Here is a 15823-nt window from a genome sequence, read left to right on the forward strand (position 1 = left end):
GCCGATTCGCGTCGCCAGCCTTTCGGACGCCGGAGCGCGCGCAGACGGCTGTGTCCTTCCCGTCAGCGCTGGCCGAAGAGCACGGTCCCGGCCGTGCGGCTGCTGTTGGTGCCTGCCAATACCAGCTGCCGCGTGGTCGTCCCCTGGAGGATGTAGGTGATGGCGATGCCGGTCGCCCTGCCTCCAGGCTCCGCACAAGGGGCGGGGCCGGAGTTCACCACCACGTCGAACACGTTCTTGCCCGAGGCACGAGGAGTGATGGTGCCGGAAACGGTGCATCCGCTGCTGACGCCCGAGAACGCGCCCGAGGCAGTGATGGTCACCGGCACGGCGCTGCCGTCCAGGCGAGTGAGCGCCCAGCTTCCGACGATGCTGTTCGGGTTCGCGGGTGCGTCGTAGTCGAATTCGCTGGCGCTCAGGGCGCCTGCGGTGAAGCTGATGGATTGCCCGAGCTCGTTGACCGTTCCCGTGACCACTGACCTGGGCGTGTACGAGGCAGTCACCGTGACGGGGGCCGCGGGACTCATCCCGAAGTCCTTCGCGTCGGAGGAACTGAAACTCCCGTTGTTCGAGGTACCGGCGCCCTGCAGGAATCCGCCGACCAGGAACATCGTGCCGACATCCTGGCCATAGAGGACGACGAAATCGTTGTTCTCCAGCACGAGCATCCGGATGTCCGTGCTGACGTTGTCCAGAGTTGCCGTTCCTCGGTACACGCCCTCTGCCCGCGCAGCCGGTTGCCCCGTTCCGCCGGTGCTGCCGCCCGTAGGGGCACCTTCGTCGCCCCCGCCCCCGCCGCCGCAGGCAACCAGCATCAGGGAAGAGAGAAATGCGCACACAGCCTTCGTTCTACGTTTCATTGGAGCTCCGCAAAGTTGCAGGCGCAGTTCTATCCAGCCGACGCACCGCGAGGTTTGCGACACCGCAACGTTGCATCGCCCGCGGCCGCCACACTCCTCAAAGTGAGGTAGGCCTTGCGCGCCTGTCCGACGCCGGAGCACCGCACGGTCGCCGAGGCCATTCGCCACGTGGCGTGCAGCCGGAGGCTCGCCCTGGAGGGCAATGGCAAGACTGTCGTGGCATCCAAGCGCGTACTCCACTTGAGCGAGGCTCCGGCCAAAAGCACGTGTCCCTTGCGCCAGGGCAGGGCCTGCGCTCCTGCGCTGTGTAGCCTTCACGACGCGTGACCAGCTCCTTCGGGGCACGTTGCGCGCCGTGCCAACGCGGCTCGTTGGCGTTGCGAAAGGAATGGAACGATGAGAAGAATCGTTGCGTGCGCTGTCGTTCTCGCCATGCTCGCCGGCTGCGCCAACGCGCCATACCGCGGCTCCGGCTCGACGTGGGAGCCGGTCGTGGACGTGAGGCCGCACCAGCAGGCGCAGTACTCCACGGACCTGTTCGAGTGCCAGCAGCATGCCAACAAGGTCATGAGCGCTGGCCAAGCCGCCGTGGCAGGCGCCATTGGCGGTGCCATCGTCGGCGCGCTTCTGGGAGCTGCCGCAGGCGGCAACGGCCGCTTCAACGGCCGCATGGCGAGTGTCGGCGGGGTGGCCGGCGGCCTGGGGAGCGCGGCGGAGGCAGAAGGCGGTCAGCGGGGGATCATCAGCCGGTGCCTGTCGGGTCGAGGCTACAGCGTCCTGAATTGAGCAGACACCCAGTCACCCAAGGGCCCCTGGCGGAAGCGGTGAGATTCGAACTCACGAACGGTTGCCCGTTGCCGGTTTTCAAGACCGGTGCAATCGACCACTCTGCCACGCTTCCTGAACGGGCGATTCTATGTCGCGTCCGGTGCTCGGCCGCCTTCGGCGAGCCACCACACCGGCAGCTGCGTGCAGTCGGCGCCGTCGAGCCCGCGCGCTGCCGCCCGCTCGAAGCTGGCGAGCGTGGCGGCGGTGAGCGGAAGCTGGCGCCCATGCGCCCCGCCTTCCTCGAGCATGGCCGCCAGGTCCTTGCGCAGGGTGGCGAGGTCCACCGTGACGGTGCCACTGGCCTGGCCGGCCAGCGCCTGCGCGATCATGGCTCCGCGCACCTTGAGCATGTTGGGGCCGCCCGAAGAGTCGGCGAGGATCTCGATCGCGCGCTTCGGGTCCAGCCCCAGCGGCTGCATCAGCGAGAGCGCCTCGCCCAGCGTCTGCCAGTACACCATCAGGGGCAGGTTCACGGCCAACTTCATGGTGGCGCCGGCGCCGTGGCCGCCGACGTGTTCGATGCGCTTGCACAACTGCTGCAGCACGGGCTGCGCGCGCGCGAGGTCCGTCTCCGAGCCGCCGACGAAGGCGATCAGCTTGCCTTCGCTGGCCGGGCCCACGCTGCCGCCGACCGGGCATTCCAGGTAGGCCGCGCCGGCGTGCGCGGCGCGGCGCGCCATCTCCTGCTGCGTCGCCGGCGGCACGGTGCTCATGTCGATGAACAGCGCGTCGCCGGCGCGGGCGGAGAACAGGCCCCGGTCGCCGTCGTACACGGCGGCCAGGGCTGCGCCGTCGGTCAGCATCGAGATGACGATCTCGCTCGCCTGCGCCAGCTCGCGCGGCGTGTCGGCCCAGCGCAGGCCCTCCTGCAGGAGCGGTTCGGCCCGGGCGCGGGTGCGGTTCCAGACTCGCAGTTCGTGGCCGCACGAGGCGAGGCGGCGCGCGATGGCGCTGCCCATCCTGCCGGTACCGGCGATGCCGATGCGCATGGTGTCTCCTGTTGCGAGCGGGGCATGCTAGCCCGTGCCCGTGCGAGTGCGGCTCGGGAGAAATCAGGAGGGCGATAGCGCTGGGGTTTCGCTTCGCTCCACCGCCAGCCTACGAGATGCCGTCGCAGCACGGGTAGGCTGGGGCGGCGCAGCCGCCGCAGGTGAGCCGCGCGAACCCCAGCGTTCCCCGGCGCCGCGCGTCAGGGCAGGAACAGCGACTGCAGGTCCGACAGGAAATCGAAGCCGCGCTCCGTCGGCTTCACGCTGGCCAGGTCGCGCTCGACCAGGCCCCTGGCCTGCGCCTCGCGCAGCGGCTGCTCGATCACCGACAGCGGCAGGCCGGTGCGGTCGCTGAAGTCCTGCAACGCGAAGCCCTCCTTGAGCCGCAAGGCATTGAGCATGAACTCGAACGGCAGCTCGGTGCGGGCGACGTCCTCGTCCTGCGCGATGGCGGCGCCTGCGAGCGCGCCGTCCATGTACAGCCGGGGCTCGCGCTTGCGCACCTGCCGCACCACGTGGTGCGGGAAACTGAGCTTGCTGTGCGCGCCGGCACCGATGCCCAGGTAGTCGCCGAAACTCCAGTAATTGAAGTTGTGCCAGCAGCGATGGCCGGGCTTCGCATACGCCGAGACCTCGTAGCGCTCCATGCCGGCGGCTGTGGTCATCTCCGTGATGCGATCGAGCATCGCGTAGGCCAGGTCGTCGGGCGGCGTGACCGGCGGGAACTTGGCGAAGTAGGTGTTCGGCTCGATCGTGAGGTGATAGATCGACAGGTGCGGCGGCAGCAGCGCCAGCGCCTGCGTCACGTCGGCCTCCAGCTGCTCCAGGGTCTGGCCGGGCAGCGCGTACATCAGGTCGAGGTTGAAAGTCTCGAAGGTGGCGGCGGCTTCCTCCAGCGCGGCGACGGCCTGGCGGCTGTCGTGCACGCGGCCCAGCGCCCGCAGCTTGTCGTCGTCGAAGCTTTGCACGCCGACCGACAGGCGCGTCACCCCGGCGGCGCGGAAGGCCTTGAAGCGGTCCTTCTCGAAGGTGCCGGGGTTGGCCTCCAGCGTGATCTCGCAATCGGCTACCAGGTTCAGGCGTGCCCGCACCTCGGAGATCAGGCGCGCGATGCCCTCGGGCGAGAACAGGCTGGGCGTGCCGCCGCCGATGAAGATGCTGTGCACCTGCCGGCCCCAGATCAGCGGCAGCGCGGCTTCGAGGTCGGCCCGCAGCGCATCGAGGTAGCGTTGCTCCGGCATCTCCGACGGCCGCATCTCGTGCGAGTTGAAGTCGCAGTAGGGGCACTTGTGCAGGCACCACGGCAGGTGCACGTACAGCGACAGCGGCGGCAGCGCCGGCAACTGCAGCGTGCCGGGGCGCATGTGGTGCGCGAGGTCTCTCACAGCCATCGTTCGCGGATCAGATCCACCATCTGGCGCGCCGCCTTGCCGCGGTGGCTGTTGGCGTTCTTCACTTCCGGCGGCAGTTCGGCGAAGGTCTTGCCGAAGGCGGCGATGAACATGACCGGATCGAAGCCGAAGCCGTGGCTGCCGGTCGGCTGCCGGGCGATCTCGCCGACCGCGCGGCCGACGGCGATCAGCGGCTCCGGGTCCTGCGGCGTGCGCACGGCCACCAGGGTGCTGACCAGGGCGGCGCGCCGGTTGGCGACCTCGCGCATCTGTTCGAGCAGCGCCTTCACGTTGTTCTCGTCGCCCTTGGGATAACCGAACTGCGTCGCGTAGTAGGCGGTGTCGACGCCCGGCAGCCCGTCGAACGCATCCACGCACAGGCCGGCGTCGTCGGCGATGGCTGGCAGTCCCGTGTGCTGCGCCGCGTTGCGCGCCTTGGCCAGTGCGTTCTCGACGAAGGTGCGGTGCGGCTCCTCGGCCTCGGGCACGCCCAACTCGCCCTGGCGCACGAGCGCGATGCCGAGCGGGGCGAACATCGCCTGCAGTTCGGCGAGCTTGCCCTGGTTGTTGGAGGCCAGGACGATGCGCTCGATCTTCATTTGCCGAGCGCCTCCGCCTGCAGGCCGACCAGCTCGCCGATGCCCTTCTCGGCCAGCCGCAGCAGTTCGTCCATCTCGGCGCGGGTGAAGGCGGCGCCTTCGGCAGTGCCCTGCACTTCGACGTAGTGCCCGGCGCCCGTCATCACCACGTTCATGTCGGTGTCGCAGGCGACGTCCTCCACGTATTCGAGGTCCAGCAAGGGCGTGCCTTCGACGATGCCGACCGAGATCGCGGCGACGGGACCGACGATCGGCGATTGCGCCAGCGCGCCGGCGGCGACCAGCTTGTTCACCGCGTCCTGCGCGGCGACGAAGGCGCCGGTGATGGCGGCCGTGCGCGTGCCGCCGTCGGCCTGCAGCACGTCGCAGTCGAGCGTGATCGTGCGTTCGCCGAGCTTCTTCAGGTCGAACACCGCGCGCAGCGAGCGCCCGATCAGGCGCTGGATCTCCTGCGTGCGGCCGCTCTGCTTGCCGCGGGCTGCTTCGCGGTCGCCGCGGGTATGGGTGGCGCGCGGCAGCATGCCGTATTCGGCCGTCACCCAGCCCTCGCCGCTGCCGCGCTTGTGCGGCGGCACGCGGTCCTCGACGGAGGCGGTGCAGAGCACGCGCGTGTTGCCGAACTCGATCAGCACCGAGCCCTCCGCGTGGATGGTGAAGCCGCGCGTGATGCGCACAGGACGAAGCTGGTCGGGGGCGCGGCCGCCGGGGCGTTGGAAGGTCATGGGGAGAGGAGCGGGGAAAGGCGGAATTGTGCACCGCGGGACGTGCCGGCGCTGCACGCCCCTTCTTCGTCATTCCCGCGGAGGCGGGAATCCAGGGCATCGGGAGAAGCGCGCTGCGCGCGCTTTCTGGGCCCCCGCCTGCGCGGGGGTGACGAGAAGGTAGGCGGCCGTCTACGCCTTCTTCGCCGCCGAGCGCCGGATCGCCTCGTTGATCTCGGCGATCGAGCGTTCGATGGCCGCGTCGTCCAGGTCGTCGACCAGCGTGTCCAGCACGCCTGCCTGGATCGTCGAGGCGAACACGCCGTCGCTGATGCTGTCGGTCGAGATGCCGCGGGTGGATTCGAAGCTGTCCGGGGTTTCCCACTCCAGCGCGATCACCGTCACGTTGTCCGAGTGCTCGCCGCCGTTGCGCAGGGCGCTCTCCACCAGGTCCGGCACCGCTTCGGCCACCGGCTTGGCGCTGAGCTCGCGCACGATTTCCTTGTCTTCCAGGCTGCCCCACAGGCCGTCGGAGCACAGCAGGAGTTTGTCGCCCTCCTGCAGCTGCACCGGGCCGGTGACGTCGAAGACCGGCTTGGTCGGCGAACCGAGGCAGGTGAACAGGATGTTGCGGTTGATCCGGTCCATGCGGATCACGCCGGCGTTCTGCTGTTCGAGATAGGAGTGGTCGCGGGTGCGCGTGAGCAGCTCGCCGCCGCGCACGACGTACAGGCGCGAATCGCCGCAATGCACCCACGTCGCGTGCGTGCCCTGCACGACCGCGGCGACCAGCGTGGTGCGCGGCGTGTCGAGCATGCCCTTCTCGCTGGCGTAGCGGATGATCTGGTGGTGCGCCGCCATGAGCGAGATCGACAGGAACTCGGCCACGTCCTTCACAACCGGGCGGGCCTCCTTCTGGTACAGCGCCGAGATGGTCTGCAGCGCGAGCTGGGCGGCGACTTCCCCTTCCGGGTGACCACCCATGCCGTCGGCCAGCAGGAACAGGCCCGACTCGCGCGTGTAGCAGTAGCCCATGCGGTCTTCGTTCTTTTCGCGGCCGCCCTTGCGGCTGACCTGGAAGACCGAGAATTTCACTTGGTTTTGGCTCCGATGCCGGTGCGTTTCTTGGTGTCGCTGACCATGTTGTCAAACTGAAGTCGCATCTTCTCACCGACGGAGAGCTTCGTGTAGCGCCGCTCGCCTTCCCGGCTGAGCTCCTTCTGGAGCGCGAACACCGACTGCGGGCGCGACAGCGGATCGAGCGACATGCACCATTCCACCACCTCGATCAGGTTGTCGGAATACACGCCGCGCAGCCGTGACAGCGCAAGCGACAGGCGGTCTTTCTCGAGTCGCTGCGGCGCATCGTTGGGCGGATAGCCCTGCATGCAGGCATAGATGCAGGCGCCGATCGCGTAGATGTCGGTCCACGGCCCCATCGAGGAATCGCGCCGGTACATCTCGGGCGCCGCGAAACCGGGGGTGTACATGGGCCGGATGAAGTTGCCTTCCTTCGACAGCACTTCACGCGCGGCGCCGAAATCGATCATCACCGCACGGTTGTCGTCGGTGATGAAGATGTTGGCGGGCTTGATGTCCAGGTGCAACATCTTGTGCTGGTGCACGATGCGCAAGCCGCGCAGGATCTCGTCGAACAGCGAGCGGATCGTCGATTCGCGGAACACCTTCTGCTTCTTCAGCTCGCGCGCGGTGATGATGAAATCCTGCAGGGTCGCGCCCTCCAGGTAGTTCATCACCATGTAGACCGTCTCGTTCTCGCGGAAGAAATTCAGCACGCTCACCACCGAGGAGTGGGAGATCTGCGCCAGCGAACGGCCTTCTTCGAAGAAGCTCTTGAGACCCAGGCGATAGAGCGACAGCTTCTCCGGCGCCACCTGCGGCAGCAGTTCGCCCGGGGGGCGCGTGGCCAGCGAGGAAGGCAGGTATTCCTTGATCGCGACCTGCTGGCCCTCGTTGTCGACGGCCAGGTACACGACTCCGAAACCGCCTGCCGAAAGCTTGCGCACCACGCGATACCCACCGATCACGGTATCCGGCGGCAAGGGCGCAGGTTTGAGCTTTGACATAATTTGAAGATTGTTGGGGCCTGCCGCGGGCCCGGTCTATCCTCGAAATCCCCGCAACGAACTTCAAAGACTCCTCTGCATGCCAGTTTACAGCATGACCGGCTACGCCTCGGCGCAGCACAGCCCCGCGGCCACGCCGGCCGGCGAAGGCAACAGGCCCCCCGCGGGGATGCGCCTGGGGCTCGAGATCCGCTCGGTCAACAGCCGCTTCCTCGACCTGTCGTTCCGTCTTTCCGAGGAACTGCGCGCGCACGAACCGGCGCTGCGGGAATTGATCACGGGCCGCATCAAGCGCGGCAAGGTCGAAGTGCGCGCGGGGCTCGAAGGCAGCGGTGCCGAAGTCGTGCGCGAACCCACGGTGCGCATGCTGCAGCGCCTGGGTTCCGTGCAGGACACGGTGCGCGGCTGGCTGCCGGATGCGCCGGCGCTGTCCGTCGCCGAGATCCTGCGCCTGGCGTCGACCGAGGACGGCGGCAGCGTCGACTGGTCCGAGCCGCTGCAGCAGCTCGCCCGCCAGGTGCTGGGCGACCTGCTCGCGGCGCGTGAACGCGAAGGCGCACGCCTGGCCACCATGCTCCAGGGGCACCTGCAGCAGTTGCGAAGCCTCGCCGAGCAGGCGCGCCCGCTGGTGCCGCAACTGGTGGAGCAGCAGCGCCAGCGCTTCCTCGAACGCTGGAAGGAAGCGATGGCGCTCTCCGAGGGCGCGGCCACGCCGGAGGCCGCGCAGGACCGGGCGCTGACCGAAGCGACCGCCTTTGCCATCCGCATCGACGTCGCCGAGGAACTCACGCGGCTGGCCGCACACCTCGAGGAGATCGAGCGCCTGGTGAACAAGGGCGGCGAGATCGGCAAGCGCCTGGACTTCCTGATCCAGGAACTGCACCGCGAGGCCAACACGCTGGGTTCCAAATCCGCCGCCATGGAGCTCACCCGGATCTCGGTGGACATGAAGGTGCTGATCGAGCAGATGCGCGAGCAGGTCCAGAACCTCGAGTAGGTCTGCGTGCGGGACCTCCGGCGGGCCGCACCATTTAACATCGCGCATGGACTACCCCGGCAACCTCTTCGTCGTTGCAGCCCCCAGCGGGGCCGGCAAATCCAGCCTGGTCAAGGCCCTGCTCGAACTCGACTCGCACGTCCAGCCTTCGGTGTCGCACACCACGCGCGGCCCGCGCGGGCAGGAAAAGCACGGGCGGGAATATTTCTTCGTCTCTGACGCCGAATTCGACCAGATGGTCCTCGGCGACGGCTTCGTGGAATGGGCGCACGTGCATGGCCGGCGCTACGGCACCTCCAAGCGGATGATCGAGGACCGCATCGCCCACGGCCAGGACGTGATCCTGGAGATCGACTGGCAGGGCGCCCTGCAGATCAAGCGCATCTTCACCAACGCGGTGCTGGTCTTCATCCTGCCTCCCAGTTGGGACGAGTTGCGCTCGCGGCTGGAACGGCGGGGCGAGGACGCCCCCGAGGTGATCGAAACCCGACTGGCGAATGCGGCCACCGAGATGGCGCAGGCGAAGGAATTCGATTTCGTTATAATCAACGAGTTATTTGAGCGCGCGCTTTTCGACCTGAAAGCGATCGTGCATTCCCAGCGGTTGAAATACGTGTCCCAGCGCCGCGCCCGCGCCGAGACCTTCACCGCCTTGGGGCTCACCTGAACACCCCGGAGAGATTCATGGCCCGCATCACCGTCGAAGACTGCCTCGAGAAGATCCCCAACCGCTTCCAGCTGGTGCTGGCCGCGACCTACCGCGCCCGCATGCTGAGCCAGGGCCACGCGCCCAAGATCGAGAGCAAGAACAAGCCCGGCGTGACCGCCCTGCGCGAGATCGCCGAAGGCAAGATCGGCCTGGAGATGCTCAAGAAGGTCCCGGGCTGAGCTCCCCCGTCGTCCCCGCGCAGGCGGGGACATCAGAGAACAGCCCGCGAACGCGGGCTGTTTGCTTTGCAAGCCCTGGATTCCCGCCTCCGCGGGAATGACGTAACCTCCCCTGAGCCCGCCGGGTTCGGCGCCTTGCTACATTAGGGCCATGAGCGCGGTGCTCCCGTCGACCACGGGCAAACGGCCCAGCAGTCCGATCCTCCCCTCCCCAGCCGCGGCAAATGCTGCAGCGGCCAGCTTTGCCGCTCTCACGGCACGGCTCGACTACCTCGACCCGGTCGAAGTCGACCTGGTCCGCAAGGCGTACCGGTACGCCGACGAAGCCCACCTGGGCCAGATGCGCGCCAGCGGCGAGCCCTACATCACCCACCCGATCGCCGTGGCGGCGCAGTGCGCCGAATGGAAGCTCGACGCCCAGGCCCTCATGGCGGCGCTGCTGCACGACGCCATGGAGGACTGCGGCGTCACCAAACCGCAGCTGATCGAGCGCTTCGGGGTGGCCGTCGCCGACCTGGTCGACGGGCTCACCAAACTGGACAAGCTGCAGTTCAACACCCGCGAAGAGACCCAGGCCGAATCCTTCCGCAAGATGCTGCTGGCCATGGCGCGCGACGTGCGCGTCATCCTGGTCAAGCTGGCCGACCGCACGCACAACATGCGCACGCTGGAAGACGTGCCGCGCGAGAAGTGGAACCGCATCGCCGGCGAGACGCTGGACATCTATGCGCCCATCGCCCACCGGCTGGGCCTGAACAACACCTACCGGGAACTGCAGGAGCTCTCGTTCCGCTACCTGCGCCCGTGGCGCTACGCCGTGCTGTCGAAGGCGGTTGCGCGCGCCCGCAGCCGCCGCCGCGACCTGATCCAGAAGGTGCACCGCGACGTCGAGAACGCCTTCGCCGCCGGCGGCCTCGAAGTGCGCATCGCCGGGCGCGAGAAGACGCTCTACTCCATCTACAAGAAGATGGACGAGAAGCACCTGTCGTTCGCCCAGGTCACGGACATCTACGGCTTTCGCATCGTCGTGCCGACGGTGACGGACTGCTATACCGCCCTGGGCGTGCTGCACCAGTTGTACAAGCCGGTGCCCGGCCGCTTTAAGGACCACATCGCGATCCCCAAGATCAACGGCTACCAGTCGCTGCACACCACGCTGGTCGGCCCGTCGGGCGTCAACGTCGAATTCCAGCTGCGCACCGAGGCCATGCATCTGGTGGCTGAATCGGGCGTGGCGGCGCACTGGCTGTACAAGGCCAGCGTGCCGCAGGAAGAGAACACCGAGCGCCTGGGCACGAAGTGGCTGCAGTCGCTGCTGGACATCCAGAACGAAACCCGCGACGCCGCGGAGTTCTGGGACCACGTCAAGATCGACCTGTTCCCCGATGCGGTCTACGTCTTCACGCCCAAGAGCCAGATCCTGGCCCTGCCGCGCGGCGCCACGGTGGTCGACTTCGCGTACGCCATCCACTCCGACGTCGGCGACCACACGGTGGCCGCCCGCATCAACGGCGCCCAGGTGCCGCTGCGCACCGAGCTGAAGAACGGCGACGTGGTCGAAGTCGTGACGGCGCCGGTGTCGACGCCCAACCCGGCGTGGCTGGGCTTCGTGCGCACCGGCCGGGCCCGCTCCAAGATCCGGCACCACCTCAAGACGCTCGCGCAGGCCGAGTCGCAGCAGCTGGGCGAAAAACTGCTGGCGCAGGCGCTGCGGGCCGAGGGCATGGAGAAGCTGCCGCCGGACGACGAGACCTATCACGCCATCTGGGAAAAGCTGCTGCGCTTCACCGGGAACAAGAGCCGGGCCGAGCTGCTGACCGACCTGGGCCTGGGCAAGCGCATTGCCGGCATCGTGGCCAAGCGGCTGATGACCTTGCTGGCCGAACTGGGCGAGAAGCCCGATGCGCTCCTGATCAGCCGCGAGCGCTTCACCGCCCACGAGAACGTCTCGCAGGGCGGGCTCACGCTCGATGGCAGCGAGAACGCCTCGGTGCAGTTCGCCAGTTGCTGCCGGCCCGTGCCCGGCGATCCGATCCTCGGCTACCTCGGGCGCGGCGAAGGCCTGGTGGTCCACGCCACCGACTGCGCGATCGCCAAGCGGCTGCAGCACAAGGACGCCGAACGCTTCATCGGTGTCGAATGGGCCGACGAGCCGGTGCGCTCCTTCGAGACCGGCATCCTCGTCACGGTGGCCAACGGCAAGGGGGCGCTGGCCCGCGTCGCGGCGGCCCTGGCCAATGCGGAAGCCGACATCACGCACGTCGACATGGACGACGAGAGGGCGCAGGACGCCACCGACCTGCGCTTCGTGGTCTCGGTGCGCGACCGCGCGCACCTCGACTCGGTGCTGCGCAACCTCAAGCGCACGCCCTCGGTGATGAACGCCCAGCGCATCCGCCCGGGGGGCGGGGACCCGCGGGTGGTCTAGGGATCCGTCTTTCCCGCGCAGTCGTCCCGTCATTCCCGCGGAGGCGTCGTCAGATCATTGCCGCGAAGGCGTCATCCCGTCATTCCCGCGAAGGCGGGAATCCAGGGCTCCCGATGCTCGCCGCGCGCGGCGAGTTTCCCGAACGCCCTGGATCCCCGCCTCCGCGGGGATGACGAAAACAAGCAAGCGCCGGGATGACCAAAACCCTCAATGCCTCGCCGGCGCCGGATACGCCACCCGCACGATCTCGATCTCCTTCGCGCCTGCCGGCGTCACCAGCTTCACCACGTCGCCTTCCCGCGCCTTGAGCAAGGCCCGGGCGATCGGCGAGATCCAGCTCACCTGGCCTTGCGCGCTGTCGGCCTCGTCGATGCCGAGGATGGTCACGGTGCGCTCCACGCCCGTGTCCTCCTCCGCATAGGTCACCGTGGCGCCGAAGAACACCTGGTCGTGGCCGTGGTGCAGCGACGGATCGGTGACCTCCGCGATCTCCAGCCGCTTGGTCAGGAAGCGGATGCGGCGGTCGATCTCGCGCAGCCGCTTCTTGCCATACAGGTAATCGCCGTTCTCCGAACGGTCGCCGTTGCTGGCCGCCCAGTGGACCACGTCGACCACTTTGGGCCGCTCCTCGTCGATCAGCTGCAGCAGCTCGCCACGCAGGCGCGCATACCCCTGCGGGGTGATGTAGTTCTTGCCGCCGGCCGGCAGCGGAGGCAGGCCGCCGCCCTCCTCGTCGTCGTCGGCGTCGGATTCGCGCGTGAACGCCTTGCTCATGGCCCGAGGATAGCCCGCAGCGCGGTCCCGGCGAAAAATCAAGGGGCGTATTTCGCAGGAATGGCGCCCAACTTTTGCGCCTCCGTGTTCAGGATGCGGTGAGCCGGCGCTTCCTAGAATGGGCGCTCACCACGACAACTGCCTTGAGCCCTCCTTCCGCCATCTTCGCTTCCGACGTTCCTGCCGTCGCGCTGCCGCGGCGCCGGCCGCTCGTGGCCGTGTTGCCGTTCACGCCCGCGGACGACGATCCGTCGCTGCGCCTGCTGGGCAACGACATCGCGGACCTGCTGCGCGAGCGCCTCGCGCAGGACCCGGCCGTCCAGGCCATCCTGATCAGTTCCGATTTCCTGGCCAAGGCACCGCCGCATGCCGTGGAGCTGATCTGCCGCGAACTGCGCATCGGCTACCTGATCTCGGGCCACTGCCATGCCACGGAGCCACGCGCCTCCCTGTACGTGGAACTGACCGACACCCGCGACTGGCATATCCGCTGGGCCCGCTTCTTCCGCGGCACCGCCCACACGCTGCTCGCCGACAGCGGCGCCGAGATGGGCCAGATGGTGGCCCACCTGCGGCGCGAACTGATCGAGCAGCCCCGGCGTTAGGGGGCTCCCCTCCGGTAAACGCGGGAAAGTCCGGGCCGTTTTCACCCCAATGGGTGATGTCTCGCTCTCCAGGTCATCCATAGCATGGATGCTCAGAGAGGAAAAAAGACCCCATGGCCAGCTATTTCGTCGCCTACCACGCGCCACCGATCGCCGAAGTCGCGGTGCATGACCGCGCCCGCTGCCCGCCGCACTGCTTCCTGGGCGGCGCCACGACGGAGTACCTGGGGGAATTCCTCGATACCGGCCAGGCGCTGGCCGTGGCGCGCCTGCGCTACGCCCACGCACGCGGCTGCCCGTCGTGCGAGCCGGTCCGCGTGCGCGCGTCGGCGCCGCCGTCGCTGGCACTGCCGACCGCACGCGCGTAACGCGCCTGCGGCCGCACCGCCGGCCGTCGGCGGGGAAGCGTCAACCCCGTCCTACGTCAACAGTTCGAAGGCCGCTCCGATACTGGACGCGGCATGCACTTCACCCCCGTCGATCTCCTGCTGGCCGCCATCCTGCTGTTCGGTGCCTGGCTGGGCTGGGTGCGCGGCTTCCTGTTCTCGGCGCTCGACCTGCTCACCCTGGTGGTCAGCCTCGCTGCCGCCTTCTTCGGCTACCGCGCCGCCAGTGGCTGGATAGGCGCCGTCGCTCCGGCGCTGGGCATCTGGATCGCGCCCCTGGGCTTCGTCGCCCTGTTCCTGCTGGTGCATGTGGTGCTCGGCAGCGTGGTGCTGCGGCTGCTCCTGCGCCTGCCGCGGACGGTGCACGCCAATGCGGCCAACCGCGTGCTCGGCCTCCTGCCCGGGTTGGCGAACGGAGCGATGTACGCCATCGTGGCGTCCGTGCTGCTGTTGGCCCTGCCGCTGGGAGCGCGGGTGGCCACCTGGGTGCACGAAAGCGCGCTCGCACCGCGGCTGGCCCGTCCCGCCGAGTGGGTCGAGGTGCAGCTCGCGCCGATCTTCGACCCCGCCCTGCAGCGCACGCTCGAAGCCGTGATCGTCGATCCTGGGTCGCGCGAGCGCATCGCGCTGCAGTTCCGGGTGAAGGACGGGCAGCCCCGCCCCGACCTCGAAGAACGGATGCTGGAGCTGGTGAACGCAGAGCGGCGCGCCCACGGGCTCAAGCCGGTGCGGCCCGATCCCATCCTGTCGGAGCTGGCCCGCGCGCACAGCCGCGACATGCTGGCCCGGGGCTACTTCGCGCACGTCACGCCCGAGGGCAACGACCTCAGCGAGCGCATGCAGCAGGCCCGCATCGGCTACCTGTCGGCCGGCGAGAACCTCGCCCTGGCGCCGACGCTCTCGACCGCGCACACCGGCCTGATGCACTCGCCCGGCCACCGCGCCAACATCCTGCGACCGCAGTTCGGCCGCCTGGGCATCGGCATCCTCGACAGCGGCGGGCACGGCCTGATGGTCACGCAGGACTTCCGGAACTGAACATGAAGGACACCGAGGCTTTCACCCCGACCCCGGCCGATCCGAAGGAAGCGGCGGAGTCGGCCGGCCTCGTCTACGTGAGCGACGAGGAGCGCGGCATCCGGCGCGAGCGCAAGAGGGAAGGCTTCACCTACTTCAAGCCCGATGGAGAGCCCCTGCGGGACGAAGCCGCGCTGGAGCGGATACGCAAGCTGGCCATCCCGCCGGCGTACACCGACGTCTGGATCTGCCCGAAGGCCAACGGCCACCTGCAGGCCACCGGCCGCGACGCGCGCGGCCGCAAGCAGTACCGCTACCACCCGCAGTTCCGCGAGGCGCGCGAATCCACCAAGTACGAGCACATGTTCGAATTCGCCCGCGCCCTGCCGGCGATCCGCGGGCAGCTCGCGCAGCACATGGCGCTGCGCGGCCTGCCGCGCGAGAAGGTGCTGGCCACGGTGGTGCACCTGCTGGAAACCACGCTGATCCGCGTCGGCAACGACGACTACGCGCGCGAGAACAAGAGCTACGGGCTGACCACCCTGCGCAACCCGCATGTGAAGGTCGAAGGCGCGGAGCTGCGCTTCCAGTTCAAGGGCAAGAGCGGCAAGACCTGGCGCCTGCAGGTGAAGGACCGGCGGATCGCGCGGATCGTGCGCGCCTGCCAGGACCTGCCGGGGCAGCGCCTGTTCCAGTACCGCGACGAAGCGGGCGAGGTCCGCGAGGTGACCTCGGCCGACGTCAATGCCTACCTCAGGGAGATCACCGGGAGCGACATCACGGCCAAGGACTTCCGTACTTGGGCCGGCACCGTGATGGCGGCGCTCGCGCTGCAGGAGTTCGAGGCCTTCGACACCCAGGCCACGCAGAAGAAGAACATCCGGCAGGCGATCGAGCGGGTGTCGGCGCGGCTCGGGAACACGCCGACCATCTGCCGCAAGTGCTACGTGCATCCCGAGGTGCTCAATGCGTACGTGGAAGGCAACCTGCTGCTGGAGATCAAGGGCGAGGTGGAGAAGGAACTGCGCGAGGACCTCGCCACCTTGAAGCCCGAGGAAGCGGCGGTGCTCGCCATGCTGGAAGGGCGGCTGAAGCGCTCGCTGGAAGGCTCGTTGAAGGAGAGCCTGGCGGCGGTGGAGGCGAAGGAGAAGAAGGAGAAAAAGCCGTCGTCCCCGCGCAGGCGGGGACCCAGGGAGCGCGCGTAGCGCGCGGGGCACCTGGATTCCCGCCTTCGCGGGAATGACGCGAGGGGGCGCGGGAATGACGCCAGGGG

The 15823-nt window shown here is 68.4% G+C and carries 17 protein-coding genes and 1 tRNA gene; 9 read left to right on the forward strand and 9 right to left on the reverse strand.

Annotated features, from left to right (window positions below; genetic code table 11):
- Positions 1–62: 62 nt before the first annotated feature.
- On the reverse strand, positions 63–668 hold the full coding sequence (locus JI746_RS15885; RefSeq protein WP_201690797.1) for a hypothetical protein: 606 nt from the start codon (positions 666–668) through the stop codon (positions 63–65).
- A 588-nt stretch (positions 669–1256) separates the two neighbouring features.
- On the opposite strand from JI746_RS15885, the gene JI746_RS15890 reads away from it, so the two are divergent.
- Positions 1257–1646: a glycine zipper family protein gene (locus JI746_RS15890; RefSeq protein WP_201690799.1), complete on the forward strand. Its 390-nt coding sequence runs from the start codon at positions 1257–1259 to the stop codon at positions 1644–1646.
- Positions 1647–1673: 27 nt separating this feature from the next.
- Here the strand turns inward: JI746_RS15890 and JI746_RS15895 are convergent.
- The 7 genes from JI746_RS15895 to JI746_RS15925 all read right to left on the reverse strand — a co-directional run bounded on the left by JI746_RS15895 (position 1674) and on the right by JI746_RS15925 (position 7455).
- Positions 1674–1761: transfer RNA gene (locus JI746_RS15895), tRNA-Ser, on the reverse strand.
- 13 nt (positions 1762–1774) lie between these two features.
- Complete coding sequence (locus tag JI746_RS15900) at positions 1775–2677, reverse strand: NAD(P)-dependent oxidoreductase (RefSeq protein WP_201690801.1); 903 nt, start codon at positions 2675–2677, stop codon at positions 1775–1777.
- 200 nt (positions 2678–2877) lie between these two features.
- A complete protein-coding gene (hemW, locus tag JI746_RS15905; RefSeq protein WP_201690803.1) occupies positions 2878–4068 on the reverse strand; it encodes a radical SAM family heme chaperone HemW in 1191 nt (396 codons plus the stop codon).
- Positions 4059–4667, reverse strand: coding sequence for an RdgB/HAM1 family non-canonical purine NTP pyrophosphatase (gene rdgB / locus JI746_RS15910; protein ID WP_201690805.1), 609 nt, complete (start codon positions 4665–4667; stop codon positions 4059–4061). The genes hemW and rdgB overlap by 10 nt, the downstream gene beginning before the upstream one ends.
- On the reverse strand, positions 4664–5389 hold the full coding sequence (gene rph / locus JI746_RS15915; RefSeq protein WP_201690807.1) for a ribonuclease PH: 726 nt from the start codon (positions 5387–5389) through the stop codon (positions 4664–4666). Before rph ends, rdgB begins: the two co-directional genes overlap by 4 nt.
- A 171-nt stretch (positions 5390–5560) precedes the next feature.
- Entirely contained in the window at positions 5561–6463 is a 903-nt protein-coding gene (locus tag JI746_RS15920) for a PP2C family protein-serine/threonine phosphatase (RefSeq protein WP_201690809.1), read from the reverse strand.
- Positions 6460–7455 carry a serine/threonine protein kinase gene (locus tag JI746_RS15925; RefSeq protein ID WP_201690811.1) on the reverse strand — a complete coding sequence of 332 codons (996 nt, stop codon included), beginning with the start codon at positions 7453–7455 and terminating at the stop codon, positions 6460–6462. The genes JI746_RS15920 and JI746_RS15925 overlap by 4 nt, the downstream gene beginning before the upstream one ends.
- A gap of 79 nt (positions 7456–7534) precedes the next feature.
- On the opposite strand from JI746_RS15925, the gene JI746_RS15930 reads away from it, so the two are divergent.
- The 4 genes from JI746_RS15930 (at position 7535) to JI746_RS15945 (ending at position 11768) form a co-directional block, all read left to right on the forward strand.
- Complete coding sequence (locus tag JI746_RS15930; RefSeq protein ID WP_201690813.1) at positions 7535–8452, forward strand: YicC/YloC family endoribonuclease; 918 nt, start codon at positions 7535–7537, stop codon at positions 8450–8452.
- Positions 8453–8498: 46 nt separating this feature from the next.
- Complete coding sequence (gmk, locus tag JI746_RS15935; RefSeq protein WP_201690815.1) at positions 8499–9119, forward strand: guanylate kinase; 621 nt, start codon at positions 8499–8501, stop codon at positions 9117–9119.
- A 17-nt stretch (positions 9120–9136) separates the two neighbouring features.
- Positions 9137–9340, forward strand: a complete 204-nt coding sequence (gene rpoZ, locus JI746_RS15940) for a DNA-directed RNA polymerase subunit omega (RefSeq protein ID WP_077592946.1) — start codon at positions 9137–9139, stop codon at positions 9338–9340.
- Between the two features lie 151 nt (positions 9341–9491).
- Positions 9492–11768: a RelA/SpoT family protein gene (locus JI746_RS15945; RefSeq protein WP_201690816.1), complete on the forward strand. Its 2277-nt coding sequence runs from the start codon at positions 9492–9494 to the stop codon at positions 11766–11768.
- 207 nt (positions 11769–11975) lie between these two features.
- Here the strand turns inward: JI746_RS15945 and greB are convergent, their stop codons facing one another.
- Positions 11976–12542 (reverse strand): transcription elongation factor GreB, encoded by a 567-nt coding sequence (gene greB / locus JI746_RS15950; RefSeq protein ID WP_201690817.1) that lies wholly within the window; start codon positions 12540–12542, stop codon positions 11976–11978.
- Between the two features lie 143 nt (positions 12543–12685).
- Between greB and JI746_RS15955 the strand changes: the two genes are divergently transcribed.
- The 4 genes from JI746_RS15955 to JI746_RS15970 all read left to right on the forward strand — a co-directional run bounded on the left by JI746_RS15955 (position 12686) and on the right by JI746_RS15970 (position 15755).
- Positions 12686–13147, forward strand: a complete 462-nt coding sequence (locus tag JI746_RS15955; protein ID WP_201690818.1) for a hypothetical protein — start codon at positions 12686–12688, stop codon at positions 13145–13147.
- A 113-nt stretch (positions 13148–13260) separates the two neighbouring features.
- Positions 13261–13515 carry a hypothetical protein gene (locus tag JI746_RS15960; RefSeq protein WP_201690819.1) on the forward strand — a complete coding sequence of 85 codons (255 nt, stop codon included), beginning with the start codon at positions 13261–13263 and terminating at the stop codon, positions 13513–13515.
- Between the two features lie 93 nt (positions 13516–13608).
- On the forward strand, positions 13609–14571 hold the full coding sequence (locus JI746_RS15965) for a CvpA family protein (protein WP_201690820.1): 963 nt from the start codon (positions 13609–13611) through the stop codon (positions 14569–14571).
- A 2-nt stretch (positions 14572–14573) separates the two neighbouring features.
- On the forward strand, positions 14574–15755 hold the full coding sequence (locus JI746_RS15970; RefSeq protein ID WP_201690821.1) for a DNA topoisomerase IB: 1182 nt from the start codon (positions 14574–14576) through the stop codon (positions 15753–15755).
- Positions 15756–15823 lie beyond the last annotated feature (68 nt).

The sequence above is a fragment of the Ramlibacter alkalitolerans genome (genome assembly GCF_016722765.1).
Lineage (GTDB): Bacteria > Pseudomonadota > Gammaproteobacteria > Burkholderiales > Burkholderiaceae_C > Ramlibacter > Ramlibacter alkalitolerans.

Bases quoted from the DNA above. Each gene is read 5' to 3' on its own strand.
- JI746_RS15885 (WP_201690797.1), bottom strand. From the start codon at position 668: ATGCTCGTGCTGGAGAACAACGATTTCGTCGTCCTCTATGGCCAGGAT.
- JI746_RS15890 (WP_201690799.1), top strand. From the start codon at position 1,257: ATGAGAAGAATCGTTGCGTGCGCTGTCGTTCTCGCCATGCTCGCCGGC.
- JI746_RS15900 (WP_201690801.1), bottom strand. From the start codon at position 2,677: ATGCGCATCGGCATCGCCGGTACCGGCAGGATGGGCAGCGCCATCGCG.
- hemW (WP_201690803.1), bottom strand. From the start codon at position 4,068: ATGGCTGTGAGAGACCTCGCGCACCACATGCGCCCCGGCACGCTGCAG.
- rdgB (WP_201690805.1), bottom strand. From the start codon at position 4,667: ATGAAGATCGAGCGCATCGTCCTGGCCTCCAACAACCAGGGCAAGCTC.
- rph (WP_201690807.1), bottom strand. From the start codon at position 5,389: ATGACCTTCCAACGCCCCGGCGGCCGCGCCCCCGACCAGCTTCGTCCT.
- JI746_RS15925 (WP_201690811.1), bottom strand. From the start codon at position 7,455: ATGTCAAAGCTCAAACCTGCGCCCTTGCCGCCGGATACCGTGATCGGT.
- JI746_RS15930 (WP_201690813.1), top strand. From the start codon at position 7,535: ATGCCAGTTTACAGCATGACCGGCTACGCCTCGGCGCAGCACAGCCCC.
- gmk (WP_201690815.1), top strand. From the start codon at position 8,499: ATGGACTACCCCGGCAACCTCTTCGTCGTTGCAGCCCCCAGCGGGGCC.
- rpoZ (WP_077592946.1), top strand. From the start codon at position 9,137: ATGGCCCGCATCACCGTCGAAGACTGCCTCGAGAAGATCCCCAACCGC.
- JI746_RS15945 (WP_201690816.1), top strand. From the start codon at position 9,492: ATGAGCGCGGTGCTCCCGTCGACCACGGGCAAACGGCCCAGCAGTCCG.
- greB (WP_201690817.1), bottom strand. From the start codon at position 12,542: ATGAGCAAGGCGTTCACGCGCGAATCCGACGCCGACGACGACGAGGAG.
- JI746_RS15960 (WP_201690819.1), top strand. From the start codon at position 13,261: ATGGCCAGCTATTTCGTCGCCTACCACGCGCCACCGATCGCCGAAGTC.
- JI746_RS15965 (WP_201690820.1), top strand. From the start codon at position 13,609: ATGCACTTCACCCCCGTCGATCTCCTGCTGGCCGCCATCCTGCTGTTC.
- JI746_RS15970 (WP_201690821.1), top strand. From the start codon at position 14,574: ATGAAGGACACCGAGGCTTTCACCCCGACCCCGGCCGATCCGAAGGAA.